General features: G+C 55.8%; 26 protein-coding genes and 1 pseudogene. 19 read left to right on the plus strand and 8 right to left on the minus strand.

The annotated features are described in order from the left end of the window. Nucleotides 1-32 precede the first annotated feature (32 nt). Nucleotides 33-1,133, minus strand: a complete 1,101-nt coding sequence (mnmA, locus tag QMF38_RS00165) for a tRNA 2-thiouridine(34) synthase MnmA (RefSeq protein ID WP_281758173.1) — start codon at nt 1,131-1,133, stop codon at nt 33-35. A gap of 93 nt (nt 1,134-1,226) precedes the next feature. On the opposite strand from mnmA, the gene QMF38_RS00170 reads away from it, so the two are divergent. Beyond that, nucleotides 1,227-2,144, plus strand: a complete 918-nt coding sequence (locus tag QMF38_RS00170; RefSeq protein ID WP_281758175.1) for a hypothetical protein — start codon at nt 1,227-1,229, stop codon at nt 2,142-2,144. Nucleotides 2,145-2,155: 11 nt separating this feature from the next. Here QMF38_RS00170 and QMF38_RS00175 read toward each other — a convergent pair whose 3' ends face one another. Further along, nucleotides 2,156-2,479, minus strand: a complete 324-nt coding sequence (locus QMF38_RS00175) for a hypothetical protein (protein WP_040289824.1) — start codon at nt 2,477-2,479, stop codon at nt 2,156-2,158. 110 nt (nt 2,480-2,589) lie between these two features. Here QMF38_RS00175 and QMF38_RS00180 point away from each other — a divergent pair, with 110 nt between their 5' ends. From QMF38_RS00180 to QMF38_RS00200, 5 genes are read left to right on the plus strand one after another with little or no spacing between them, the layout of a single operon-like run. Then, on the plus strand, nt 2,590-3,375 hold the full coding sequence (locus tag QMF38_RS00180) for an SDR family NAD(P)-dependent oxidoreductase (RefSeq protein WP_281758177.1): 786 nt from the start codon (nt 2,590-2,592) through the stop codon (nt 3,373-3,375). Nucleotides 3,376-3,389: 14 nt separating this feature from the next. Further along, complete coding sequence (locus QMF38_RS00185; protein WP_281758179.1) at nt 3,390-4,238, plus strand: sulfurtransferase; 849 nt, start codon at nt 3,390-3,392, stop codon at nt 4,236-4,238. Further along, nucleotides 4,235-4,546 (plus strand): DUF1806 family protein, encoded by a 312-nt coding sequence (locus QMF38_RS00190; protein ID WP_281758181.1) that lies wholly within the window; start codon nt 4,235-4,237, stop codon nt 4,544-4,546. Before QMF38_RS00185 ends, QMF38_RS00190 begins: the two co-directional genes overlap by 4 nt. A 32-nt stretch (nt 4,547-4,578) precedes the next feature. Further along, nucleotides 4,579-5,283: a PIG-L family deacetylase gene (locus QMF38_RS00195; RefSeq protein ID WP_281758184.1), complete on the plus strand. Its 705-nt coding sequence runs from the start codon at nt 4,579-4,581 to the stop codon at nt 5,281-5,283. Nucleotides 5,284-5,303: 20 nt separating this feature from the next. Continuing rightward, a complete protein-coding gene (locus QMF38_RS00200; RefSeq protein WP_281758185.1) occupies nt 5,304-6,488 on the plus strand; it encodes an acyl-CoA dehydrogenase family protein in 1,185 nt (394 codons plus the stop codon). 73 nt (nt 6,489-6,561) lie between these two features. Here the strand turns inward: QMF38_RS00200 and QMF38_RS00205 are convergent, their stop codons facing one another. The 3 genes from QMF38_RS00205 to QMF38_RS00215 form a co-directional block, all read right to left on the minus strand. Beyond that, a complete protein-coding gene (locus QMF38_RS00205) occupies nt 6,562-6,978 on the minus strand; it encodes a hypothetical protein (RefSeq protein WP_281758187.1) in 417 nt (138 codons plus the stop codon). 12 nt (nt 6,979-6,990) lie between these two features. Beyond that, nucleotides 6,991-7,740, minus strand: coding sequence for a peptidylprolyl isomerase (locus QMF38_RS00210; protein ID WP_281758188.1), 750 nt, complete (start codon nt 7,738-7,740; stop codon nt 6,991-6,993). Between the two features lie 88 nt (nt 7,741-7,828). After that, a complete protein-coding gene (locus QMF38_RS00215; RefSeq protein WP_058094164.1) occupies nt 7,829-8,344 on the minus strand; it encodes a DJ-1/PfpI family protein in 516 nt (171 codons plus the stop codon). A 173-nt stretch (nt 8,345-8,517) separates the two neighbouring features. On the opposite strand from QMF38_RS00215, the gene QMF38_RS00220 reads away from it, so the two are divergent. The 7 genes from QMF38_RS00220 to folB all read left to right on the plus strand — a co-directional run bounded on the left by QMF38_RS00220 (nt 8,518) and on the right by folB (nt 14,729). After that, nucleotides 8,518-10,647: an ATP-dependent helicase gene (locus tag QMF38_RS00220; RefSeq protein ID WP_281758192.1), complete on the plus strand. Its 2,130-nt coding sequence runs from the start codon at nt 8,518-8,520 to the stop codon at nt 10,645-10,647. A 56-nt stretch (nt 10,648-10,703) separates the two neighbouring features. Continuing rightward, nucleotides 10,704-11,180, plus strand: coding sequence for a hypothetical protein (locus QMF38_RS00225; protein ID WP_281758194.1), 477 nt, complete (start codon nt 10,704-10,706; stop codon nt 11,178-11,180). 97 nt (nt 11,181-11,277) lie between these two features. After that, on the plus strand, nt 11,278-11,907 hold the full coding sequence (locus QMF38_RS00230; protein ID WP_281758196.1) for a GNAT family N-acetyltransferase: 630 nt from the start codon (nt 11,278-11,280) through the stop codon (nt 11,905-11,907). Nucleotides 11,908-12,063: 156 nt separating this feature from the next. Beyond that, nucleotides 12,064-12,312 carry a NifU family protein gene (locus tag QMF38_RS00235; protein ID WP_052012347.1) on the plus strand — a complete coding sequence of 83 codons (249 nt, stop codon included), beginning with the start codon at nt 12,064-12,066 and terminating at the stop codon, nt 12,310-12,312. A gap of 191 nt (nt 12,313-12,503) precedes the next feature. Further along, nucleotides 12,504-13,463, plus strand: coding sequence for an RluA family pseudouridine synthase (locus QMF38_RS00240; protein WP_281758198.1), 960 nt, complete (start codon nt 12,504-12,506; stop codon nt 13,461-13,463). A gap of 5 nt (nt 13,464-13,468) precedes the next feature. Then, nucleotides 13,469-14,338, plus strand: coding sequence for a YihY/virulence factor BrkB family protein (locus QMF38_RS00245; RefSeq protein WP_281758199.1), 870 nt, complete (start codon nt 13,469-13,471; stop codon nt 14,336-14,338). Next, nucleotides 14,331-14,729 (plus strand): dihydroneopterin aldolase, encoded by a 399-nt coding sequence (gene folB, locus QMF38_RS00250; protein WP_390853696.1) that lies wholly within the window; start codon nt 14,331-14,333, stop codon nt 14,727-14,729. Before QMF38_RS00245 ends, folB begins: the two co-directional genes overlap by 8 nt. A 26-nt stretch (nt 14,730-14,755) precedes the next feature. Here the strand turns inward: folB and QMF38_RS00255 are convergent, their stop codons facing one another. Together QMF38_RS00255 and QMF38_RS00260 are read right to left on the minus strand one after the other, a co-directional pair. Further along, nucleotides 14,756-15,814, minus strand: a complete 1,059-nt coding sequence (locus tag QMF38_RS00255) for a tetraprenyl-beta-curcumene synthase family protein (protein ID WP_281758200.1) — start codon at nt 15,812-15,814, stop codon at nt 14,756-14,758. Between the two features lie 39 nt (nt 15,815-15,853). Further along, nucleotides 15,854-16,240: a hypothetical protein gene (locus tag QMF38_RS00260; protein ID WP_281758202.1), complete on the minus strand. Its 387-nt coding sequence runs from the start codon at nt 16,238-16,240 to the stop codon at nt 15,854-15,856. A 155-nt stretch (nt 16,241-16,395) separates the two neighbouring features. Between QMF38_RS00260 and QMF38_RS00265 the strand changes: the two genes are divergently transcribed. From QMF38_RS00265 to QMF38_RS00275, 3 genes are all read left to right on the plus strand, one after another. Then, nucleotides 16,396-17,907, plus strand: coding sequence for a dynamin family protein (locus tag QMF38_RS00265; protein ID WP_281758203.1), 1,512 nt, complete (start codon nt 16,396-16,398; stop codon nt 17,905-17,907). Beyond that, entirely contained in the window at nt 17,904-19,859 is a 1,956-nt protein-coding gene (locus QMF38_RS00270; protein ID WP_281758205.1) for a dynamin family protein, read from the plus strand. The genes QMF38_RS00265 and QMF38_RS00270 overlap by 4 nt, the downstream gene beginning before the upstream one ends. 100 nt (nt 19,860-19,959) lie before the next feature. Then, complete coding sequence (locus QMF38_RS00275) at nt 19,960-21,195, plus strand: S1C family serine protease (protein WP_281758207.1); 1,236 nt, start codon at nt 19,960-19,962, stop codon at nt 21,193-21,195. Between the two features lie 19 nt (nt 21,196-21,214). Here the strand turns inward: QMF38_RS00275 and QMF38_RS00280 are convergent. Then, a pseudogene (locus QMF38_RS00280) lies at nt 21,215-21,751 on the minus strand (sigma-70 family RNA polymerase sigma factor); the annotation flags it as partial. A gap of 46 nt (nt 21,752-21,797) precedes the next feature. On the opposite strand from QMF38_RS00280, the gene QMF38_RS00285 reads away from it, so the two are divergent. The 3 genes from QMF38_RS00285 to QMF38_RS00295 all read left to right on the plus strand — a co-directional run bounded on the left by QMF38_RS00285 (nt 21,798) and on the right by QMF38_RS00295 (nt 24,197). Beyond that, entirely contained in the window at nt 21,798-22,415 is a 618-nt protein-coding gene (locus QMF38_RS00285) for a DedA family protein (RefSeq protein ID WP_281758209.1), read from the plus strand. 86 nt (nt 22,416-22,501) lie between these two features. After that, nucleotides 22,502-22,690, plus strand: coding sequence for a hypothetical protein (locus QMF38_RS00290; protein WP_281758211.1), 189 nt, complete (start codon nt 22,502-22,504; stop codon nt 22,688-22,690). Then, nucleotides 22,641-24,197 (plus strand): recombinase family protein, encoded by a 1,557-nt coding sequence (locus tag QMF38_RS00295; protein WP_281758212.1) that lies wholly within the window; start codon nt 22,641-22,643, stop codon nt 24,195-24,197. Before QMF38_RS00290 ends, QMF38_RS00295 begins: the two co-directional genes overlap by 50 nt. Nucleotides 24,198-24,462: the final 265 nt, after the last annotated feature.

Below are 24,462 nucleotides of genomic sequence, written 5' to 3' on the forward strand. Positions count from 1 at the left end.
GTCCTCGTAAACAAGGCATTTCACGCCGGGTATCAGGCGTTCAGCAACTCGCGTGTTTCGATGATGCCACCGCCAAGACACACGTTGCCATCGTAAAAGACGACCGACTGTCCTGGCGTGATCGCACGCTGGGGTTCGTCAAAGACAACGTCACACGTATCCGGGCCGCGCATATGCACCGTCACACCTTGATCCGATTGTCGATAGCGAAATTTGGCGGTACAGCGGAACGCGTCCGGCTGCGGTGGGCGACCTTCCACAAACGATAGCCTCGACGCGCTCAGGCGCGTCGCAAACAGCCGTGGGTGATCCTGACCCTGCGCTACAATTAACACGTTGCGTTCAAGGTCTTTGTCGACAACGTACCAGGCTTCACCGCTGCCTTCCTGTAAACCACCGATGCCAATGCCGCGGCGTTGTCCAATGGTATAGTACATCAAGCCCTCGTGTTGGCCGATCCGGTTGCCATCCACATCCTCGATGATACCGGGCTGGGCTGGTAAGTAGGTGCTTAGGAACTGGTGGAAGTTGCGTTCACCGATGAAGCAGATACCTGTACTGTCCTTTTTCGCTGCCGTTGGCAATCCGTGATCACGCGCTATCTGCCGTACTTCCGCTTTCTGCAGGTGACCGATGGGGAACATGGCGCGTCGCAAGGGCTCTTGATCCAGTGTATGCAGGAAGTACGTCTGGTCCTTGTTTGGATCTGCCCCTCGCAGCAATTCCACGGACCCGTCCGCACGGGTGTGCAGTTGGGCATAGTGGCCCGTCGCCAAGTAATCTGCACCAAGGTCCAGCGCTCGTTCCAGCAATTCTTTAAACTTAATCTCCTTATTGCAAAGGACGTCTGGATTTGGGGTGCGTCCACGTTCATACTCTTCAAGGAAATATTGAAATACGCGTTGCTCGTACTCGCGTTCGAAATTGACGCCGTAATATGGGATGCCAATATGCTCGCAGACGCGAGCGACGTCCTCAAAGTCTTCGGTCGCCGTGCAGTGCCCGTTTTCGTCTGTGTCGTCCCAATTTTTCATAAACACGCCGACGACGTCATAACCTGCTTGTTTCAATAAAAGCGCGCTGACGGACGAGTCGACGCCTCCGGACATGCCGACAACTACGCGGGTCGCCATATGGTTCCCTCCTTTTTTGCCTTTTGGCGGATTTGGTACAATGTAAGCTGGCAACAGAATTTAGAGCCGTATGTGAAAGGCGGGTGTTCACCTGTGTTTACGTTGGACCGATCCGCCATCCTCGAACATCCGCGCTTGCGCTTCCTGACAGATCTCGTCCCGATCCATGAACATCTGGACAACATTGAAAAGTTTATTCGCATCTGCTACGAAGAGCAAGGCTGGCATGTCGCACAGGCAGGGCGCATCGTCGCCTTGCGCGCGACGGACGAGGATAGGCTGTCGAGCGCCTTTAAGGCGAGCTTGTACCTGGGCAAATACAACGATATGGCAAATACGCAACGGTTTTTGCGCAGCATGGTCGCGGCAGGGCACTCTTACGAGCCTATCCGCGGCGAAACCGTCCTGTTCCTCGCGATAGGCGTCGGAAAATCGGTTTATGATCACCTTGTTACATATACAGTCGGGCGTCCCACACGCATCGCGGGCGGGCAGCGCGCCAATGTGCCATGGGGATTCGAGCTTCCTGTCGAGGCGAAAAACCCGGATGAATATGAAGAAGAGTTGGAACGGATTCGCCATGTGATCCGATTGGCGAAACAAGAGCGGGCAGAGCAGTTGCAGGCGGCCCGGGCGAAACTGCCGGTCGGATATATCATGCCGCCCTTTCTGCTCGAGTTTTCCGAGGAGGCCTTGATCAAAACGGTTTTCCGGCAGCGCCTGTTCGAAAAGGGCGCGCAAGGGGCGACGGTCGATGTCGTCTCCGACATGTTGAATGCGTGCATCGCGATCGACGAAGAGAAATGGAAGTTTTTAATCGATTACCATGGCCCGCATTTGCAACAGTGGGAGAAAGCGATGCGGACGCTGCGCAAAGACGGATTGACAATCCGCGATATCGCTGAACGTTTGGGCGTCTCGCTCGACGAAGCGCTGGATCGAAATCTTTATGAGATGTTGATAGAGACGGTTGGCAAACTACCCCCGTCGATGTGGGAGAAGCAGCGCTAGTCGTTTTACCATCAGATTTCAGTGACCGACTCAACCACCCAAATGCCGCCTGGCCCTTGTTTTTCCGGTTGGTACAGGTTGACCAGATAGGTGCAATTGCGATGCTTGACGCGTACGACCGCATGCATGAGCCCACTATCTGCATCGCGGTACTGTTCGACAAAGGTGTACACGTCGTTCATGCGCAAGCCTAGGTGGACGATGCCTACCTCTTGGGCCGTGCGGACAGGGCTCAGGCGCCACATATTCTGGCCGCGATCGACGCTGCGTTGGATGCGCTCAAAGTCCTCGCCGGGAATGGCGACGTGGCCGGTGACCACTTCCGGGCATGGCATGGTGGAGATTCCTCCTTTGCGGGCAAACGATATGCCACACTGTATGGGAAGCGGGCGGGTTCGGATACGACATCCGCCCACATTTAAGACTTTTGCGGGAGGTAACGTGGATGGGTATTTCTGGGCGTGGGAAAGTTGCGATTGTCACAGGTGCAAGCTCAGGCATTGGCGAGGCCACTGCGATCGCGCTGGCCGAGGCAGGATTTCAACTCGCCGTCGGTGCGCGCCGAGTGGAGAAACTGAGCGCAGTGGCAACGGAAATTGAGCGTATCTCTGGTAGCAAACCCCTTGCCTCAGCCCTTGACGTCACAGACACTCAAAGCGTAGACGCATTTATTGCAGCTGTTTTGGAACGGTTCGGCAAGGTTCACGTGCTGGTGAACAACGCTGGCAAGGCCTTGGGCCGGGATCCGATTGACGAAGTGGCAAACGAGGCAGATTGGCAAGAAATGCTCGACACCAATGTCATGGGGCTTTTGCGCATGACGCGGCGCTTGGTGCCACACTTGATAGCAAGCGGTGAAGGACATATTGTCAACATCGGATCGACCGCGGGACACGAGGCGTATGCTGGCGGAGGTGTGTACTGTGGCACGAAGTTTGCAGTACGTGCCATAACCGGAGCTTTGCGGCAGGAGTTGCTTGGCAAGCCAGTGCGGGTGACGTCAATCGATCCGGGAATGGTCGAGACCGAGTTCAGCATCGTCCGCTTTCACGGCGACAAGGCGCGTGCGGATGCTGTCTATGCAGGCATGCGGCCGCTGACTGCGGCAGATATCGCCGACTGCATTGCCTTTGCCGTCACACGACCGGTGCATGTCAACATCGACGACATGATCATCACGTCCATCGACCAGGCTGGAGCCACGCGCGTCGCACGCCGGGACGGGCAGTAAGGAGGCCGGTTTACGTGCTGATTTCAGCTGCCGAATTAGCGGCTCATGTGACAGACCCGAATTGGACGGTGTTTGACTGCCGATTTCGCCTGACCGATCCGAATTGGGGAAAAGCGGCGTACGACGAAGGGCACATTCCCGGTGCTCACTACCTGGACCTTGAGCGCGATCTGTCCGGTGCACCCCAGGCTCACGGCGGTCGTCATCCACTCCCCGATATGGAACGCCTTGCAAAGCGGGTTGGCGAGTGCGGTGCAGGGCGAGACTCCGTCATCGTCGTCTACGATGGCGGCGAAGGCATGGCGGCGCGCGCTTGGTGGCTCCTTCGCCACATTGGCGCGCAAGATGTGCGCATGCTCGATGGCGGATGGTCGGCTTGGACGACAGCAGGATTGCCCGTCGTCGCCGATCCGCCGCAAGATAAGCCGGTTACCTTTACGCCGTGCATCACATTGGGAGACACGGTTGACGTGGATGAGGTCCGTGACATGGTACAGTCCGGTTCTGCACTTCTTGTCGATGCGCGTCAACCTGCACGTTATCGCGGCGAGATCGAACCCATGGATAAGGTGGCTGGCCACATTCCAGGGGCCGTCAACCGACCATGGGAGGAGGGGATTGGTTCCGACGGGAAATGGCTGCCTGCGAGTGTGCTACGCAATCGCTTTCACGACCTTGCGACTGCGGGCAAGCCTATCGTCGTCTACTGCGGATCTGGTGTGACGGCGTGTTCGACACTTTTTGCAATGGAGCTTGCGGGCATACGAGGCGTCCGACTTTATCCAGGCAGTTGGAGTGACTGGATTTCGTATGCACAGAACCCGGTTGCAGTGGGCGATGGGGATGAGGAGGCCAAGGCATGACGCCGCTTGGTATCGACGAGGCAAGGAATAGGCTATTATCCATGGTCGGTGAAACGGTGTACGTGCACCTGGAAGTCAATCCAGAGGCGTACATCCGCAACGTCCCCTGTAAGCTCAAGGATGTCGCAGTTATGGGCGATCACGCATATCGCGTGCACCTTGTATTGACAGATCCAGACGGTCTTTTGTCAATTTCGGGTGTCACGGATTTTGTAGATGACGGAGATGCCATCGTGATTACCGGATTTGATACACAGTCGCGAATTCGGCAGACGCTGACCGTTAGTCGCAGACTTCTCGCCATGTGATGGCTTGTGGCAAGCGGGGAAGGAGGAGCACGATGGCGACCGTTGTAGCTGTTTTTGCGCACCCGGACGACGAGACGTTTATCTGTGGAGGAACCTTGGCTAAGCTTGCTGGCACGGGTCACCGTGTCATCCTCGTCTGTGCGACGCTTGGCGAAATGGGGCGTAGGCTTGGCATCCCGCCAATCGCGACGCGTGAATCGATTGGTCAGGTGCGCGAGCGAGAACTTCGTGCGGCATGCGAAGCGCTCGGCATCGAACGGCTTGAATTGCTCGGGTTACGCGACAAGACGCTCGAGATACAGCCGCAAGATGAAGTGGCGGATCGCGTTCTGCAAGTGTTTTTACACGAAAATCCTAGTGCGGTGATTACCTTTCACGACCCATTAGGTGGACACCCTGATCACTGTGCCATCGGGCGCATAGCTACGAAAGCATTCAGCCGTTACCAAACCACAACGTCCGGAAACGGCGCGCGATTGTTTTACGTGTCCTTTGGCGCCGATACCGCAGAGTTTCGCCGTTTTCCGCAGCCAGTGCTGGCGACTGTACAAGTGGATGTGAGTGGATATCAGGTAGAGAAGTTGCGTGCGTTCCGGGCACATCGAACACAGTCGCAACTTGATCGGGCACTCTGGGGGAGCGAACGTCGGGGTGTGGAGCGTATGGGAAATCGAGAGTACTTTGTACACACGATGGGGCCCCGTTTGGCGCGGCCGACTTCGCTACTGGACGAATGACAAACGACGGAGGTGGCTATATGTACGACGAACGGGAATTGTCCTCAGACGTGAGAGAAAGGCTTGCCATCACGCGTGAATTGGCGAACAAATTCAGCGCACGGGCTGCCGCGTACGACGAGAGCGGAGCGTTTCCGCATGACAACATTCGCGATTTGCAGGCCGCGGGTTATGTGTCCTGGACGGTGCCACGCAAATATGGTGGCTTAGAAATCGGTTTGTCGGAAATGCTGATGCATCAAGAACAACTGGCTCGCGGCGACGGTTCGACGGCGTTAGCCATCGGTTGGCACGTCGGCATGATCCTTAATCTTCGATCGACCGGAGCGTTTCCAGACGAACTGTTTGCACAAGTTTGCGAGACAGTCGTACGCGATGGTGCCTTAATCAACAGTTGTGCCAGCGAACCTGCAACCGGCAGTCCGAGCCGCGGCGGCAAGCCGGAGACGACTGCGGTTCCTGTCGACGGTGGCTATCGCATTTCTGGCCGCAAGACGTTTAGCACGCTATCGCCGGCGTTGACGTGGATTGTGGTGACTGCGACCGTCGCGGGAGAGGATGTGGTCGGACAATTTCTCGTGCGCGGCGAGGATGTCGAGATCGTCGAGACGTGGAACGTCCTGGGCATGCGCGCAACGGGTAGCCATGACATCGTGTTGCGCGATGTATTTGTGCCATCGCATCACGTGGTATCCATCGCCCGCCCAGGTGCGAAGACCGAGCGGAACAACGATGGTGGTGGCTGGCTCTTGCACATCCCGGCGTGCTACCTAGGTGTCGGGCTTGCTGCACGGGACTTTGCCATGCATTATGCCGCGACTTATCAACCAAACTCTCTGCCGCATCCGATTGCGGACGTTCCCCACGTCGAGCAGAAACTTGGCGAAATGGAGTTGAAGCTGCTCGCTGCGCGCACGCTATTGTACGATCTCGCTGCGCGGTGGGATCGGCTGGATCCTGCGGATCGCCCGCGGTTACGGGCCCAGTTTGGCGCAGCGAAAACACTCGCAACCAATGCCGCAAATGAGGTCGTCGATCTCGCCATGCGGGTCGTTGGGGGCCGCAGCCTATCGAAGTCGCTTCCACTGGAACGTTATTACCGCGACGTGCGCGCAGGACTACATAATCCGCCGATGGATGACGCCGTCTACCGCATGCTCGCTAAAGAAGGAACCGCGCCGTATCGGCAGACGAATCCATCCTAAGCGCGGACAATGGTCGGGGTTCGTGCGCTCCTTTGGTTGTGACAGACCCCGACCGGTGTAACCGCGTGACGTCTCACGATTTTGCAAAGTCGATGTAACCGCTTTTTCCGTCGGCCGCGACAAACAGATTGACGGCGTGATAGTCCTGGCTGCCAAATCGAATTTTTCCGTTGCTCTCATACAACGTGCCTGCTGCACTCTTCGACTGGCTTTTAAGGCCTGGGAACAATAGCTGTTCATGCCCGTTCATATACAGGTTTGCGGTGTAAATCGTTTGCCCGTTTTGAACATGCTTCTCCAAGTTCCACGCTTCTCCGGTTGACGTCGAAGGAACCGGTTTTGCTTGAACCTGAATGCGAATTTGTCCACCAGCCAGCTTTTCATAGCTGGCTGGCAGGGGCACGCTACCGCCGATGCGGATCTTCGCAAGTGCGACGACGACGACCAGAATAATCAACCAAATAAATTGCCGTCCACGGTTGTAGCGCATCGGGTTCGCTCCCTACTTGACCTCGATATCAATCGATTTGATGTATGCGGTCGCGAGCGGATAACTCAGTTCACCCGTCTGTGGGTTGTTGGTGACTGGAATGGATGCAATTTTCTCCACGACGTTCATGCCCGAGACAACGCGTCCGAATTCGGTGTATTTATTGTTCGGTGGCTGGAATACCTTGGTATCGTCTACGGTACAGATGAAAAACTGGCTGCCTCCCGTATGCGGTTGACCGGTATTTGCCATGGCGACGACGCCCTTCGTAAACGGGTATTGATGCGTCAATTCGTCCGGAATGGTATAGCCAGGGCCGCCTGTTCCATTGTTATTCGGGTCGCCGGTTTGCACCATGAAGTTTTTGATAATCCGGAAGAACGTGCAGTCGTGATAAAAGTTGTGCTTCGCCAAAAATACAAAGTTGTTGACCGTAATTGGACTATCTTTCGCGTCGAGTTGAATCGTGAAGTCACCATAATTGGTGTGAACGACGGCGTCGTACGTCTTCGCCGTATCAATGGTCATTTTGGGCGCACTTGACCATTGCTCGGTCGTGGTATGAAGGCTTGGTGGATTCGCCGCATCGCTGGTCGTGTTGGCCGTGTTGCTCGCTGCGCTGTTCACCGTCCCAGCCGACGAGTTCACCCCGTTCGTCAGGTTTGTCACGTTCGTCGTGTTGTTGGTCGGGGTGCCACACCCTGCTGCGAATGCGCACGTGGCCAGAGCGGCGATCAGCGTATGTACAATTCGTGCTTTCATGCCATGCCTCCTTGCTGATATCTGCTTGTCCCATCATAGCACATGCCTAGTACCGGTCGTCGACACACGCTGTTTGGCAGGGACACCATCAGACACCTATGTTTAGTCTGCCAAAAACAGCCTGACAGAATCCAGCGGGATCGCTCCCATCCGAGGAGACTACGCCGCCATCTATGGATATGGGGGTTGTGGTATGGATGCTGTAGCGAAATAGCGGAGCTTGGGATTCGACAAACGACAGAGGTGCACTGAAGCGTAGTCCGCCGAGAAGTCCTGCCCCAGCGAGACAGGCACTACCTTCGCCGGAGACGGCAAACCAGCCCTTGCGCCCTGCAAACTGCCGCACGTAGCGGTGCAAGCGAATATCGTTCCACACCTGTGCTGAGTACAAGCCACCTGGTAGCACGCAAAGGGTGAGATCGAGCGGAACCGCCTCTTCGACGGAGCCATCGCTACAAACGGCAAGCCCTTCCGCAGTCGTGCACGGAGCGCCGTCTAGCGTCAGCGTTCGCAAGCGCCAGTCCTGTAAGGCAAGCGTTTCAAGGAGCGGTGAGACGTCGTGCAGGCGGCACTTGGGTAGTGCGATGAATGCAGCTTTGGGCATGCAGTGAGGCTCCTTTTCCAAATCGGGATCGAGAGTAATCGTAGCAAAAGTTGAAAGCGTGCGAAATCTGTCCGATGAAGTTTCTGTTCCGTATACAGGCCTTTTTTCCGAACGTGTTCCGTGGTAGCCTGTAATCTTGCAGAACTGTGCACGGGCCAGTGAGGAGGTGCATCATGGCAAAACCCCAAGAAGACTTCCTGGCAGGGCTCAATCCTGAGCAACGCGAGGCAGTTCTCACAGCCTCAGGGCCGTTGCTTGTCGTCGCTGGCGCTGGCAGCGGTAAGACCAGTGTGCTGACGCGCCGGATTGCCTATTTGATTGCGGAACACGGCGTGCCTGTGCCGGAAATTCTTGCGATCACGTTCACCAACAAGGCGGCGCGTGAGATGAAAGAGCGCGTTCGCTCGCTCATCGGCCAGCGTGCGGATGATTTGTGGATGGGTACGTTTCACAGCATCTGTGTGCGCATCCTTCGGCGCGAAGCCGAGGCGATTGGCTATACGCCCAACTTCAGCATCCTCGACAGCGATGACCAGCAGGCCCTCATCGCCCAATGTTTGCTCGACTTAAATTGCGACCTCAAAACCTACGACCCGCGCGCGATCGGCAGCCGTATTTCCTTTTGGAAAAATCAGTTGCGCGACAAGGGGCCCGTGATCGACGAGTCGGTGATCACCGATTTGGTGGCCGCAGATGTGTACGAGTTGTATCAGCAACGCTTATTTGCCGCAAATGCGATGGACTTCGACGATTTAATTGGCAACGCGGTGAAACTATTTGAGCGCGATTCGGCTATTCGCGAGCGATATCAGGCGAAGTTTCGGCATATCTTAGTGGACGAGTACCAGGATACCAACCACGCGCAATACCGTCTTTTGCAGCTATTGGCAGATGGGCACCGCAATCTCTGCGCGGTCGGTGACTCAGATCAGGCGATTTACGCGTGGCGGGGTGCCGATAGCGAAAACATGTTGCGGTTTGAACGCGATTACCCGGATGCGAAAGTGGTTATGCTCGTGCGCAACTATCGGTCCACCGAAGCGATTCTGAAAGCCTCAAACGCGCTCATCGCCAACAATACGCGCCGTAGGGAGAAGGCACTGCGGTCGACGCGGGGCGCGGGGGACAAGCCGCTTGTATGCTGCTTAACCGACAGCGAGGCAGAGGCGGCGTTTGTTGCCGAAAAGATTGCTGAGCACGTTCTGAACGGCGGATCGTATGGCGATTGTGCCGTGCTCTACCGGGCCAATGCACAATCGCGCGCCGTCGAAGAAGCTTTGCTCAGTCGCGCTATCCCCTACACCATTGTCGGCGGCTTGACATTCTATGATCGGCGAGAGATTAAGGACGTGTTTGCATACTTGCGCGTTTTGGTGAATCCTCGGGACGAGATTTCGCTTCTACGCATCATCAACACACCGCGACGGGGACTCGGCGATTCGACTGTCGGTCGCTTGTTTGACTACGCGCACAGCGAGGGCATGACCCTGTTTGAGGCTTTGGTCTGCGGCGAAAGTGCGGGGTTGTCGGCAAAGGCCAGTGAGGCTGCGCGCATATTTCACGATCAGTTGGAAGAACTCATGCTTTGGATGGAGGGCATGTCGGTCAGCGAATATCTCGCCGAGGTGCTACATGCGACAAAGTACCGCGAAATGTATTTGGAAAGCGGCAAGAAAGAAGATCAAGCGCGTGCGGAGAACATCGATGAACTGTTCAGCGTGACCAAATCGTTTGACCGGCGCCGAGGTGGTTCTGTGGCCGAGTTTCTCGCTGAAGTGAGCCTGCTCAGCGACGTCGATAAGGAGCGAGATAAAGGGCAAGGCACCGTGCGCTTGATGACCATGCATGCGAGTAAAGGTCTTGAGTTTCCGGTCGTCTTTCTCATCGGCATGGAGGAAGGCCTGTTTCCACATCCCCGTTCGATGGATGACGATCGCGCCGTTGAAGAGGAACGCAATTTGTGCTATGTCGGCATGACGCGCGCGATGAATCAGTTGTATATGACGTACGCGGTGGAACGGACCATTTATGGTCAAACCGTACAGCGCGATCCGTCGCGGTTTCTCGCGGAAGTGCCGGACGAGCTTGTCGCGAAACTCGATCTTTCCATCCAAAACACGTTTTCGCCTGTCCCTGGTCAGCACGTGCGCCATGCGCAATACGGAGAAGGTATTGTGTTGCACATCGCGGCAGGAAAAGACGGTGGCGATGAACAGGTGCAAATCATGTTTCATCCGTCGGTTGGCATGAAGTGGGTTGCGAAGAAAGGATTGCGGCCCGTCCAAGATTCCGTGGTACAATAGACCAGTCAACAACATGTTGGAACACAATCGCATAGATGATGCAGGGGGATCTGTCGTTGAGATATTGGCTGATCTTATTGAGCGTTTTGGTATTTCTCATCATTGTCTATACGCTCTTCTATTTATGGGCGCGCCGTCGTCAGCGCAAGTTTGACGAGCAGTACCTCGCGAATAAAGAGCGTCATGAAGTATTTGTGCTGGCAAAAAAACGCGTGCGTGAACGCGGCCCCTCTGGGGTCAGCAAGTATGTCCCACTGCCGACTTACCAAGTGACGGGGCGAGTGAGCGTCGGGCAGACCATGCGCGGGGTGAACGTCAACCGCGTCACGACTGTGACCTTCCGGACGACAAAAGAGGAATACGACAAGATTGAAGTCAATCGCAAATACAAGATGGATATTATGGGCAACTACATTGGTAGTGTCGTCACCGAAGTGAGCAGCAAGCGTCTGAAAAACGCGCAACAGCGGCGCCAGCGTGAGGAAACCAGCGCACCGAAAACGCCGCGTCGGTGGTTTGGCCGCAAGCGGTAAACTCATTCCTTCGTTTTGAAGGAATCGCAAATGGATGGGCGTCTGCATAGTGTGTGGTGTCGACGGTGGGCAATTGTTCAGGGAGGTCGGACATCATATGCAGACGCATGCGCTCCATTTGATGGTGCCTGGCTCAACGCGCCAGGCAAAGCCGGCCGCGGTTCGCAAGCCAGCTGTAAAGGCGAAGCGAATGGCGAAAAAGCCGGCAGTTACAAAGGACCCAGTCACAATCACGTATCGGCCGCGCACTGCGGCAGACGACGACTTTATCGTTTCATTGACGAAGTCGGAACTCGGCGATGTGCATCAAAAGGCGTTTGGACAGCCGTTCCCGGAGGAACAATTTCGCACGTACATCCAGTCAGGTGCGCCGACATTCATAATCGAACGAAACGGCAAGCCAATTGGATACTATTCGTATCTGACGAGTTATGATGGGAAGATGCACATCAGCGCGATGGTGATCCAGCCACGGTATCAACGTGCTGGTATCGGCAAGGCGGCCATCGCCAAAATTGAAGAAGATGCGCGGCGGATGGGCATTCATACGCTCGAAGTGTTCGTGCAGGACAACAACGAACAAAGCCTTGCATTTACGCGCAGTTTGGGATTCCAGGAGGTTTTTCGCTTCGAACCCCATACCATTGCGTTTCACAAGGTGATTGCTCAGTCAGTCGCACCAGGCTTTGGAACAGGGATGCCACCCATGGGCATGCCTCAATTTTGAAGGCTATCGTCGAGTCGCGCGACGCCAGTTGGAATGGGTGTCGCGCGTGTGCTTTGTCTGTAGATCGTGACGTCCAGTTCACGTGTGCGCAATCGCCTCTTGCATGCGGATCGCCGTAGCGCGTATGCTAAATACATATTTGGAGGGGATGAACCGATGTCAGAACATGAAGCTACCTCCACGGAAGCGCGGGTTCGCGAGGCACTCGACTCGATTCGCGACGCCATCCAAATGGACGGCGGCGATGTAGAGTTTGTGTCGTATGACGAATTGTCAAAGACGGTATTTGTCTCCTTACAAGGGGCGTGTGTCGGTTGCCCGGCCAGCGTCATGACGTTGAAAATGGGCATTGAGCGAGCCATCAAGAAGGTCGCACCCGACGTGGAATACGTGGAAGCTGTGTAATGTACCAAGTAGGTAGGGATTGTGGGGAATCTCAAGGGTTTCCCTTCCTGCCCAAGTTCATCGCAGGCGTCGCCGGAGCGGTGTCCACCGTCCAGTGGCGCCTTTTTTGTCCGTTAAGATGGGGTACGGATTGAATTGACTACGGTCTGGTACATAATGACAATGTCTGCGTGGAGATGGGGAGAGTTGCGGTGGAGGTTCAATTTCGATCTGGTGTGTTAAGCATACGCCTGGATAAAGCGTCAGCCGGATGGCCCGTCGAGCGGTTTCTAAGCGAGCGGTTAGGGCTTCCACATGGCTTTATCAACCAGCTTTTTCATCGCGCCTGCGTCACCTACAATCGGGATCGCGCGAAACCTGCCGATGAACTTGCAGCGGGGGGCCGTCTCTTGCTCGCGGATCCAACATGGGGGAGGCCGACGACGCGCGAGATTACCTCTTCAAACGCCCCAGAGCTTGCCGTTTTGTACGAGGACGATCACGTTCTTGTCGTCAACAAACCGGCAGGACTCATTATTCATACGGAGGATCCGACTGTCACCGCCCTCGATGACATCGTCGCGGGTTACCTGGCGCAACGCGATGGGCAGGGTCTGCACGTGCACCGACTGGATGGCCCGACGACCGGTGCAGTGCTCTATGCCAAGCACACCTTTATGCTGAGAGCGCTCGACGCTCAGCTTGTCAACAAGGCCATCCAGCGTTCATACGTTGCTATCACATGGGGTCGACGTTTATCCAATGGCGTGATCGATCAACCCATTGGTCGCGATCGCCATCAGCGTGGTAAATTTCGCGTGGCATCTACGGGCAAGCCAGCGCGTACACATGTAACGGTGCTTGCCGTGCGCGAACAGTCGGGCATGGAGCTGTCGCTGGTGCAATTGCAACTGGCCACGGGCCGTACACATCAGATACGGGTTCACTTATCGGCACAAGGAGCGCCCATCGTCGGGGATGCATGGTATGGTGGAACTACGCTTGGCAATTGGCCAGCGCCAGGACAAATTGCGTTGCATGCGGCCAGTTTGCGCTTCTGGCACCCGTACGACGAGCGGTGGATCGACATCCATGCGCCATTCGATGCGGGATGGTGCGACACACTATTGGACAAGTTCGGCCTTGCGGGTGAATTTATCTTGCGGGAGTGAGTGCGATGGGCGTACGCACGCGTGTTCGAGTCTTCGGGGACTTTTTGACACAACTGTTGGTCAACGTCTTTCGCCACGACATTGCATCGCTCGCCGCGCAGATTTCGTTTTACGCCATTTTTTCGCTGTTTCCGCTCCTCATTCTGATGATCTTCGGAGCCAGTTTGGCCGTGCCGCACCAGCCTGTGGTCAAGCTCTTGGTCGAAGCACTCAAGCCCTATTACCCAGATGTGTCGAATGCCAATCACTTTCTCCAAGATAACATAGAAAAGCTGGGCACCGTCGGAGCACGAGCTGGTTTCGTCAGTTTGATTACGCTCGCGTGGTCGGCGACCAGTGCGTTTATCGCTGTGCAGCAGGCCCTGGATAGCATCTTCGAAGTGACGGCGCAACGCTCATTTTTGGCTCGACGTATTGTCGCGGCCATCATGTTGTGCCTGCTCATCGCGCTTGCTGTGATCTGTTCGATTGCGTTGGCTATCTTTCCGATGGTTCATCTGCATGTACCCGCAAGTTCTTTTCTTGCCGCTTGGGTCTCTCGCCTGCGCGGGATCACTCGCATCCTTTACCCCTTATCTTTATTTGTGACCAGTTTCGTCGTTTATCGTTACCTGCCGTCGCGCCGCGTGGATGTCAACAGCGTCATTTTGGGTGCATTGGCGTCCACCATCTTGCTCGATCTCGCTCGCACCTTGTTTGTCGTCTATGCGAGTCACCTTGTGACCTACCACTTCATCTATGGCAGCTTGACCGTCGTTATTTTACTCGTATTGTGGATGTATATCGCACTCATCATCCTGCTGTTTGGTGCCGAAGTGGCGGCGCTCGTCGAGAAGATGGGGAATGAACGCGAGGGGGCGGATGAAAGTGAATAAGACAGGGGGAACGGATGGGTTGCTGGATGAAATCGCACTGCTCGGTATGCGTTTTTACGGTTATCACGGTGCGTACGACGCAGAGCGGCAACTTGGGCAACGTTTCATCGTCAACCTTTGGTTGTCTATCGACTTGCGTCGAGCGGGTGAAGCCGATGATCTCGGCTTGACCGTAAATTATGCCGATGTCTATGCTGCCGTGCAAAAGATCGTAGAGGGGGAACCTAAGCGTCTTTTGGAGGCATTGGCCGAGCGGATTGCGCAAACGGTTCTGGGCGAGTTTCCGCTTATTCGTGCTGTTGTGGTGGAAGTGGAAAAACCGGGGGCGCCTATTCCCGGTGTTTTAGATACGGTGCGCGTGCGCATTCACCGCAAGGCGCCTTCTGATTGATCAGGCAATTTGATCAGGTGATTTGATCAGGCGATTCTACGGTACAGGTGTGTCGCCAAATAGAACATGATGGAGGTAGGGCCAAAGGCGTAGACCAGCCGTCGGGCTTTGCGAACGTCCGCTTGTTGCTCCACTTTCGGATCGGATAGATACATACCGAGTAACCCCTGTACGACGTACCTGTGAATACGGCCGCCGATGGGAATGTGTTCGGCGCTCTGCCGACTTTGCTGCGCAAAGTGGCGGAGACGGTGGAAAGCGAGCGATGGATCCCCATAACATGCTACGAAGTTAAAGTCGCCAGCCTGTTGATCTTCAGAAAGATCGATGAAATAGTCGAGCAAGATGTGTAGGCCGCAAATCCAGGGAAAGTAGTGTTTGTGGATGAGCTGTACCGTTTCCTGTTCAATGGGTTCCGTGGCAGCCAAAAACAGTGAAAACATCCCCAAGGTGGAGCCAGTTGCGGCGGCAAATTCATACCATTTCGTATCCGGATAGTCGTGCAGATAGGGTTTGCTCCAGTCGATGAGTCGTTGTTCGCGCATTGCGTGCTGAATGTGTTTGTGCTCCTGCAATTCGCTATAGCGTTCGACGTACCAGCTGACCTGCGGCTGTACAACGGAGTAATAGGGCAATTGCGTAAGTCCTTGCTGGCACGTTTGTACCAACTCAGCGAGATAACCTCCGTCGTCGACCCTGCCCCAGCGCCCATAGTACTCGCGCAAGGGAAAATGGGGACGCACCGCATCGAGCATACTCCAATGTAGCTGGCGAAATGTCGGGCCATCCAGGACATTGGCGCGATCGCAAAGGTTGTCCAGGTAATCGCTGATCGTTTGCAATGCAACAATGACTTTGACCAGTGTTTGCGCGTAGCGTCGATTGCCAGCAGCATAGACCGTGCCACCGTCCGCGTGAAATTGCTTGTCTGCAAGGCTGGCTAACGCCTGTTGGCGCAATGTGGGATCTGGAATGGCTGCAGCCCGCCCGCGCCAATGCGCAAGTTCGGCGCGTGCGAGCGGCATCACATGGCGAAAGAGGCGGTAGAGGAAGAGACTTGGTCGCGATGGTGTGCCAATTTCCAATACAATGACCTCCCGGCCCTTTCGCGGCTTTTGGGGACGTCACTGTTTGTTCAGCATTTGATTAAGAGTCCCCATCCACCCGATGACTTTTTTGGCATTATCCATGTTAACCCATTTTTCGAGGTTCCAGCCATCCGCCCCGGATGGTTTTGCTTCCTCGGGGGCTGGTTCTGCCTTAGCGGGCGAATGGGATGCCGGGGACGGCGCTCCATGCGACGGTGCAAACGGTATAGGCTGGCTGCTCGTGGGCCAGTGGGCGGGCGGATAAGGTGTATGTGGGTGCCCTTGCGCCGGCGGCGTCCACGGTTGCAAAAGACCCCTGCGCTTGGCCCCGCTGTGCACCATACCGGCGAGTTGTTGCACCTTCTCATCGTTTGCGATATCGAACGCAAGCCCGCCGAATTTGATGATGGATTGCAGTCGCACACCCCTCACCTCCTGCACGTCGGTTCTCTGATATCGTATGCTGATTTGGCAACCACGCGCTGCGGCATGTATCTAAGACAGCTCGTGCGCGAAATGCAGTTTTCACGTATCATGAACAAAGAGCAAGGAGCTAGGAGAGGAGATTTTGGTCAAAGATGTCAAAAACGATGGAATCCACGTTGGAGATGGGGCGCCAATACGAGCGGATCGCAGCGTGGTTGGAGAGCGTTGGCGGCGGCGTGTATGCGCGCCGACTGCTTGATATATTGGCCGATCCGGCTGCCGAATCGACGTTTACGGTGGCATTTTGCGGCTTGTTCTCGGCTGGCAAGTCGAGCTTGGTGAGCGCTTTGTCAGGCACTCGCCTCAAAACGGGAGCGAATCCGACGACGGCGGACGTCGAGGGCGTGCTCATGAGTCTGCCAGGGAGCACTGGGCAGCTACAGTTGCTCGACACCCCTGGCATCGACTCGACGGACGAGCGGCATAAAGAGGCCACCATGAACGCCTTGTATCAGGCGGATTGCGTCGTGATTGTCGCTGACTATCAGCACGTCGAAGCCGAGGAAAATCTTGAATTGCTACACGCCTTTGTCGACGAGGGAAAACGACTGGCGTTTGTTGTGCATCAAATTGACAAGCATCTGGAGTCCGAATTGCCATTTGTCCAGTTTGCTGACAGCGTGTATAGCGTTCTTGCGGATTACGGCATTGCGGAGGATACCATCTTCTTCACTACGGTTGGCCAATCTCCGCACAATCAACTGCCTGCATTGCGGAGTTGGTTAGTCGCACAAGCCGAATCCGAGATGGCGGACGGAGGCGTCGAGAATGTGCGCCGCCGCCTTGTCGATGTAGCCAAAGAAGGTGTTGCAGCCTATTTTGATCCACTTGTCCAGGCTGCTGGCGAGGCTGTCGCCAAGGCTTGTGGGAGTGCGCCGCTTTCTGCAGACGAGGCGGTAAGTTGGCTGGATCGCGAAGCGGAAAAGCTACGCCATCTACGGGAGCAGTACGACACAGGTATGCAAGCCGCGCGCGATCAGGCTCAGGCGACGCGTGAAAGCTGGTTGCGCTTGATTGAACTCGCCCAAATTGCCCCCTATGATACCACCGAAAAGGGGCGTATCTATGTCGAAAGCTTGCGACCCGAATTTAAGGTCGGGTTGTTTCGATCCGCACAGAAGACCGACGCGGAACGGCTGCGGCGCGCAGAGGCGTTTGCCCAAGACATTGCAGAGCGCGTCCACAACTATCTTTTGACGCCACTGGCCAACCAAATCGCGAGCGATGTGCGGCAGGCTGGAATCGATCCCGCCACGAGCGCCCGACTGGCCGATGGTGCGGCTGCCATTCATATCGACGTCGATGTTGACTATGTTTCGCGTCTCGTGAAGCCTGGTGCCTTGGTTTCATCACAGTATCCATACCAGTATGTCAAAGATGTTGTCGCGCGCGTTAAACGGGATGCTTTGGCAACCGCGGCCAACTTGGCCGAACAGTTTGTCGCCGCTTGTCTCGCAAAGTGTGAGGATGAGCAGGCGACCACCCGTGCAGATATGGAGTTGGCAAGTGATCGCTGTGCAGCATTGCAGGCTTATCTGGACATCTGCGCTCGCGAGCAGCGTGCACTCGATTTGGTAGCAGCGGGGGAGGTGCCATCGGTATGACGCAGGACCGCGAGCTTTATATCGAACGACTGGTGAAGTTGCAGGAATCCGTGCGCGACATCAGCGGAATCGACACTCGATTCATGGACACGGCCATCGGGCGACTTTCGCAAAGGCAGATGGTCATCGCTGTGTTCGGCGCGTTTTCAGCGGGTAAATCCTCTGTGTTGAACGCCATTTTGGGAAGGCCATTGCTCGTCGTCTCCCCAAGCCCGACGACCGCAGCCGTCACGGAACTGCGCGGTGCGACGAAGGACGACGCGAAGGTTCAGATTGCGGCGAAGACGGAAGAGGAACTGTGGCGCGACGTCGAGTCGACTTTACAAGCCTTGAATCGGCATGCGAGCGACCTCTCTGCGGCGATGACCGAGATCGATCGCCTAACCGTCACGCAATTCCCGGTCGCCTATCGGCGCCACGTACGTTTTCTGAAGGCGCTGCGTGACGGTTATGAAGACATGCGCGCTAGGCTTGGGACCACTTGGGTAGCCAGTGTCGAAGATTTGCGAGCATTTTCAGCCGACGAACGATACGCGGCATATGTCGGCCGTGTCGACGTCGAGGTGGACGATCCGCTTTTGCAACGAGGCTTCGTTTTCGTCGATACGCCGGGCGTCGATTCCATCCATCAGCGCCATACGAATGTTGCCTTCTCGTACATGCGCGAAGCGGATGCCGTTCTGTTCGTCATGTACTACACGCATGCATTCAGCCAGGCGGATCGCGAGTTCCTCTTACAGCTTGCCGGGGTTCAGGACGTATCTGAGCAGAATAAGCTGTTCGCAGCCATCAACGCTGTCGATCTCGCCACGAGTGACGAGGAACGCGAACAGGTTCGAGCGCGCGTCATATCCGAACTCAAACGCCTCGGTATCCGGCAACCACGCGTCTACGAGGTTTCGGCGCAATTGGCCGAAGCGGGGCGGCGCCTGGCAGTTGACATGACCGATGCCGACGCGTTGGCACTTGCGCGATCGCGCTTGCGCGATGAGACATGGCAGCCGGATGCGGCTTCGCTCACCGCGCTTCGCGAGTATGCTGGCGTCGATCGCCTACAGGCCGATCTCATCCAATATGTCGAGTCGTCCGCAGACGGCTTGGCCGCAGACTTGGCAAGGCGCACGTTGGCTGCTTTGCGCGAACAACTGGTTGCACGGCAGCGAGAGGAACAATTGCGCATCGCGGCGGACGACGCGGAGCGCACGTCGCGCCTTAGGGAACTCGATGAACTAAACCAGCGTATGGAGGCTGCGCGTGTGGATAGTGAAGCGCGCTTGGTGCGGCCACTGGCGCAGGAACTGCACGAACTCCTATTTCACGCGGGGGAACGGCTGCGTTTTGCTTATCGGGACTTGTTCCGCGAGGCATTCCACCCAGGAAGGTTTCGCCTTGGTAAGCCAACGGACAAGTTGCGGGAGGCGGCGACGGAGCTGGCAGGGGCCATTGGACGGCGGATCGACATTGAACTGCGTACGTTTGCGCTTCGCGCGGAACGCTTGGCGAGCGAGGTACTGACCGGCGAAAAGACACATTGGGAAGAAGAAATGACGAGGTTGTCGCTCGCTGGTGCGACGCATGACGATTCGACCGCAGGGGATTTTCAAGTGGTCGACGACGTTCTTCATGCCGCGCCTGCACATCTCGACGGAGGTCTGTTTGAACCATTTTTCCGCCACTTCTCCTCTGCCAAGCAGTTTTTTGAAGGCGGTGGGCAAAGCGCCATGATGGAGGCGACGGAACCAGTTGCGATGGCCGCTGCGAAGGAAATACTCGCACAGCGGGGCGATCTTCTCGTGCAGCGCTGCAGTGCGCAGTTGGAGACGGCTGTGGCTGCGTATTATGGTAGCGCCGCAAAACGCGTTCTAAACGGGCGTAGGATGGCGGATCAAAAGCCTGATCCGGAATTGGTGAATCGGTTACAACACATCATCGCCACACTGGTCGACGCGTAACAGCCACCTCGCATGTTGTAACGTGCCTTTTGTTTGTGCATGTAGAGGCGGATGGTTAGAATGAAGGCAACAACACGTGGTGGCAAAAGGGGGAGGCACGATGGGGCGGCGTTTCGATGAGTTTGACGATTGGCCGGGCGACGGCCGGCGTAGGCGAACGGTGTTGCTACCAAGCATCGTCGCAGGTCTCGCGGTGTTTTATGTGCTGGGCATTTGGACGGGAGCAGCCATCAGCCACTCCGGACACCAAACGACGGTGGAATACGTACCTTCGGTTGCGAGTAACGGTTCGGGATCGGGTAGCTCGACCACCGCGATTCCTGGCGTTGACAATACAACCTTGGTTACGGATATATACAACCGCGTGAAAAATAGTATCTTCACGATCACGGCGGTATCTGGGGGCAAGTCAGCTTCGGACAGCGGGGCCGAAGAGGATATCGGCACAGGCTTTCTCATCGACCATAACGGGGATATTGCGACAAATGCGCACGTTGTCGGCAGTGCCAAGACCGTCGAGGTATCCAGCGGGAACCGTCAGTATGTCGGACGCGTACTCAATGCTGACAAATTGGACGATCTCGCCATCGTTCGCATCCCCGCTCCCTCTTCGTTGCAGCCGTTGCCACTCGGGTCGGTGAAATCGCTACAGCCAGGTAGCCTGGTCATTGCCATTGGCAACCCGTTTGAACTCACGTCGAGTGTCAGCTCCGGGATCGTCAGCGGCTTGAATCGCTCCATGTCTGAATCGAGCGGTCATGTCATGAACGGCATGATCCAGACGGACGCGCCGCTTAATCCGGGCAACTCCGGTGGCCCTTTGCTCAACGCTGCAGGTCAGGTCGTCGGCATTAACACCTTGATTGAAAGTCCAATCGAAGGCTCGATTGGCATCGGTTTTGCCATTCCGATTGATAGGTTAATTCAGCTTGAACCAAAGCTCTTGTCCGGTCAGCCCATCGCGCATGCATGGCTTGGCATTGAGGGAATGGATATCGATAACCTCATGCAGGAAGCCATGCACCTGCCTGTCTCGTCCGGCGTCTACGTCACGGAGACGACCAAGGGCGGCCCCGCTGCGAAAGCTGGTTTGCAAGGCGACAGCAATGCGAATAAGCTGAATAGTGCCAACGATACAGCTGATCCCTATACCATCTTGAAAGGCAATGGGGACATTATCGTGGGCATCGATGGCGAGCCAGTAAACAGCATTGAACAGTTGACCCAGTATATCAATCAGGACAATCCCGGTCAGAAGGTAACGCTGACGGTGCTGCGCCATGGGAAGAAGATTACAATCGAAGTTACATTGGGAACTTGGCCGTCCGGACATTGATCCGGACGGCATTTCAGGATTACGATTGCGCGCGCGAATGTCGGTAAGCACGTTTGCGTTCTTGGCCTGCGTAGGACTGGTGGAACATTTTCAGTAAGGCACGCTTCTCCAATCGGGAAACGTAAGATCTGGATATCTCCAGCAGATCCGCCACTTCGTTTTGCGTCCACTCATGACCGTCTACGAGTCCAAAACGCAACTCGATCACGCGACGTTCCCGTTCGTCTAGGACATCGAGTAGTTTCTTCATGCCGTCGATTTCCATCTTCCGACTGACCTCATCTTCAGTGGAATCGCTCTCAGAAAACAAAATGTCGGAGATGGTGATTTCGTTGCCTTCTTTATCTGTGCCAATGGGGCTGTACAGTGAGACATCCTTACGCGTTTTGCGCTGCGCCCTCAGCTGCATAAGAATCTCATTTTGAATGCAGCGCGCGGCGTATGTCGCAAACTTCGTGCCTTTTGCAGGCTGGTATGTGTCCACCGCTTTGATCAGGCCGACCGTGCCAATTGAAATCAAATCGTCCTGATCAATCCCGGACGTATCAAACTTCTTAGTGTCGTCGACAATGTCACTTGCGGTAGCCCAAGGAGGCGACTCTGTGCACTTTCAGGAGATCATCCATCAATACGGATATTTTGGTGTGTTTCTCATCATCCTGGTTGAAGCCATCGGCTTCCCGTTTCCTGCGGAAACCACGCTCACGCTCTCCGGTATTGAGTGGTCAAAAGGCGTCTTTCACCTTGTACCACTTTGGCTTGCTGGCTGCCTTGGCAACTTGATTGGGTCGGCCGTTGCGTACCTCATTGGGTGGTATCTTGGCCGTCCAATCGTCCTCTTTTTTGGCAAATTCATTGGTATCACACCAGCAAAACTCGACGCCGCAAATGAACGATTTCAGCGTTATGAGCTCTGGGTGGTGTTCATCGCCAAATTTATCGCTGGTGTGCGCATCCTGATTCCGTACCTCGCCGGCATCAACCGCATGAAGCCTTGGTTGTTTTTTGTGTTTAATACCATTGCCGCCATCGTCTGGTCGGGCCTATTCATTATCGCTGGTCGTTATATTGGCGAATTCGTCACGAAGTACTGGCCGTTTTTCAAACATCACATCGTACTCTTGATTGTCGTTGTCATCCTCCTGATTGCACTATTTGTGTGGTTTCGCATCTGGGAGCATCGGCGAAGTAAAGGATCGAAACACGATGATACCAACTAAATAAGCGGGTTCATTTCTGTGCATCAATAGCCGATCCGTGTTAGGACATCTCCTCTTTCGCATACAACCGGGAAGGGGGTGTCATCATGGATCGGCTGTTTTATGTTGACTGGCAGACTTCGACCACACCGATGTCGCCAGCACAAGCAAAGGACGTTTTCGCTAGGCTCATTTGGCAAGGTTCGCAAGGGCGTCACGATCGTCGTGAGAAAGCGGGGAATGCCGATGCTGACAGCCGTGTACACGCGCGTGTCAACAGGCGTGCAGGCCGCTGAAGGGCATAGTCTCGCGGTCCAGCGTGAGCAGTGTATTCACTACGCACTGGCTTTAGGCGCTTCCCAAGCGGACATCCGCGTGTACGAAGAAGCTGGGGCATCCGGGGAAGACATGGATCGACCGGCCTTGTTGGCATTGCTCGATGACGCCAGGCGCGGCGCAATTGCAAGGGTCGTCATCAAACATCCCGACAGGCTTTCGCGCAACGTTGCTGACAAGGCGATTATTGTCCGCGAATTGCAACAATGCGGCGTGGAACTTCATTTTGTCGATGTGCCCAACTGGGATCAGTCCGACGAGGCGGTACTTCTATTCCATATTATCTCTAGTATTGCAGAATATGAGCTGCGGCAGATACGTCGTCGAACACTCTCCGGAAAATTGAGGGCTGCCAAGGGCGGACAGTACATGCCAACGGGTATTGACCCCTATGGTTACCGCTATGAAAACGGCAAGCTCGTCATCGTCGACAGTGAGGCCGCCGTCGTCCGCATGATATATCGATGGTATGCGTACGAACAACTCAGTCTGCGTGCGATTGCCAAACGCCTCGATGCGTTAGGTGTGCCCACGAAGACGCGTTTATCCACGAACTGGTCACACGCAACCGTCGGACACATTTTGGCCAATCCCATGTACACGGGTACTTGGTACTTTAACCGCAGGACAACCCGCAAGGCCCTGCGGCTCGCCCGCAGGGTGCCTGGACTAAAGCGCTCGAATCGGCGCATCGTGGTGGGTTGGCGACAACCTAGTGACTGGATTTGCATCCCTGTCCCACGGATCGTTGATTCAGCTCTTGCAAAGGCCGTGAACGCTCGCCGCAGGTCGCGGGCGCGCGGGCGTACGGCGAAAGCCAAACGGCACTTGCTCGGAGGTTACCTCATCTGCTCAATATGTCACCAGACGTGGTATAGTGCAGCATCTGACAACGGGAAGGGAATCACACAGCGGTGGTATCGGCGTCCACCGGAAGCTGTCAAACAGACGCCCCGCTGCCCCTATCGATGCAAACGGGTACCAGCCGCGGCTATCGAGCAAGTCGTCTGGCGCGAGTTCGTGCACCGGGTTATGAAGAGCCAGGTTTGGGACGACGTGTGGGATCATCTCTCTGGTTCCGCAATCCACGGCGACGATTCAGGCGCAGCAGACGATTTGCGGCTTATGGCAGCGCAATTGGCCACGATTGAGGCGGCCAAGGGAAGACTTGCCACCCTTTATGCCTATGGCGATCTCGATGTGAACACGTACACGGTGCGCAAGCGCGAGGCCGAGATCCGCTGGCATGCATTGCGCGAGCAAGTGTGTAGACGCTGCATCGCGAAGCGCACGGAGGCGATGGAGCGCAAGGCCGAGCGCGAGAGGATAGAGGCATGGCTACTCGCCGACAGGGACATCGACCCCGAGGAGCGTCGGGCGTGGGTCGAGGCCGTGATCGATCGCGTTGAATTGGACGCCAGGGGCGAATCCGTGCACATCACCGTTCGTTCGCGGTTCGAACTGTAACAAATCGGTGATTGTGTCGATGACACGTTGGCGACATGTGCAACCAGGCGCAAATTGTGTTCGACAAGCAGGTCATGTGCCCGCTTGTCGCCGTGTTTGCGCCATAAGTCGAAATATTTCTGTTCATCGTCTTTACTGAGCGGTTGCGGAAACGATTGGTTGACAAATCCGGTGGCGAGCACGATGTCTCGCATCAGAGCAGCGGCCAAGGCGAATGACAGCAAGCGGCGTTCACCTCCGACTGTGGAAAGGGCAGTGCGCCCTA

Origin of the sequence: Alicyclobacillus hesperidum subsp. aegles (genome assembly GCF_027923525.1) — a bacterium.
GTDB lineage: Bacteria > Bacillota > Bacilli > Alicyclobacillales > Alicyclobacillaceae > Alicyclobacillus > Alicyclobacillus aegles.

Coding starts and splice junctions, on each gene's coding strand:
- mnmA (WP_281758173.1), bottom strand. CDS start 1,133: ATGGCGACCCGCGTAGTTGTCGGCATGTCCGGAGGCGTCGACTCGTCC.
- QMF38_RS00175 (WP_040289824.1), bottom strand. CDS start 2,479: ATGCCATGCCCGGAAGTGGTCACCGGCCACGTCGCCATTCCCGGCGAG.
- QMF38_RS00180 (WP_281758177.1), top strand. CDS start 2,590: ATGGGTATTTCTGGGCGTGGGAAAGTTGCGATTGTCACAGGTGCAAGC.
- QMF38_RS00190 (WP_281758181.1), top strand. CDS start 4,235: ATGACGCCGCTTGGTATCGACGAGGCAAGGAATAGGCTATTATCCATG.
- QMF38_RS00195 (WP_281758184.1), top strand. CDS start 4,579: ATGGCGACCGTTGTAGCTGTTTTTGCGCACCCGGACGACGAGACGTTT.
- QMF38_RS00200 (WP_281758185.1), top strand. CDS start 5,304: ATGTACGACGAACGGGAATTGTCCTCAGACGTGAGAGAAAGGCTTGCC.
- QMF38_RS00205 (WP_281758187.1), bottom strand. CDS start 6,978: ATGCGCTACAACCGTGGACGGCAATTTATTTGGTTGATTATTCTGGTC.
- QMF38_RS00210 (WP_281758188.1), bottom strand. CDS start 7,740: ATGAAAGCACGAATTGTACATACGCTGATCGCCGCTCTGGCCACGTGC.
- QMF38_RS00215 (WP_058094164.1), bottom strand. CDS start 8,344: ATGCCCAAAGCTGCATTCATCGCACTACCCAAGTGCCGCCTGCACGAC.
- QMF38_RS00220 (WP_281758192.1), top strand. CDS start 8,518: ATGGCAAAACCCCAAGAAGACTTCCTGGCAGGGCTCAATCCTGAGCAA.
- QMF38_RS00230 (WP_281758196.1), top strand. CDS start 11,278: ATGCAGACGCATGCGCTCCATTTGATGGTGCCTGGCTCAACGCGCCAG.
- QMF38_RS00235 (WP_052012347.1), top strand. CDS start 12,064: ATGTCAGAACATGAAGCTACCTCCACGGAAGCGCGGGTTCGCGAGGCA.
- QMF38_RS00245 (WP_281758199.1), top strand. CDS start 13,469: ATGGGCGTACGCACGCGTGTTCGAGTCTTCGGGGACTTTTTGACACAA.
- QMF38_RS00265 (WP_281758203.1), top strand. CDS start 16,396: ATGTCAAAAACGATGGAATCCACGTTGGAGATGGGGCGCCAATACGAG.
- QMF38_RS00270 (WP_281758205.1), top strand. CDS start 17,904: ATGACGCAGGACCGCGAGCTTTATATCGAACGACTGGTGAAGTTGCAG.
- QMF38_RS00275 (WP_281758207.1), top strand. CDS start 19,960: ATGGGGCGGCGTTTCGATGAGTTTGACGATTGGCCGGGCGACGGCCGG.
- QMF38_RS00290 (WP_281758211.1), top strand. CDS start 22,502: ATGGATCGGCTGTTTTATGTTGACTGGCAGACTTCGACCACACCGATG.
- QMF38_RS00295 (WP_281758212.1), top strand. CDS start 22,641: ATGCTGACAGCCGTGTACACGCGCGTGTCAACAGGCGTGCAGGCCGCT.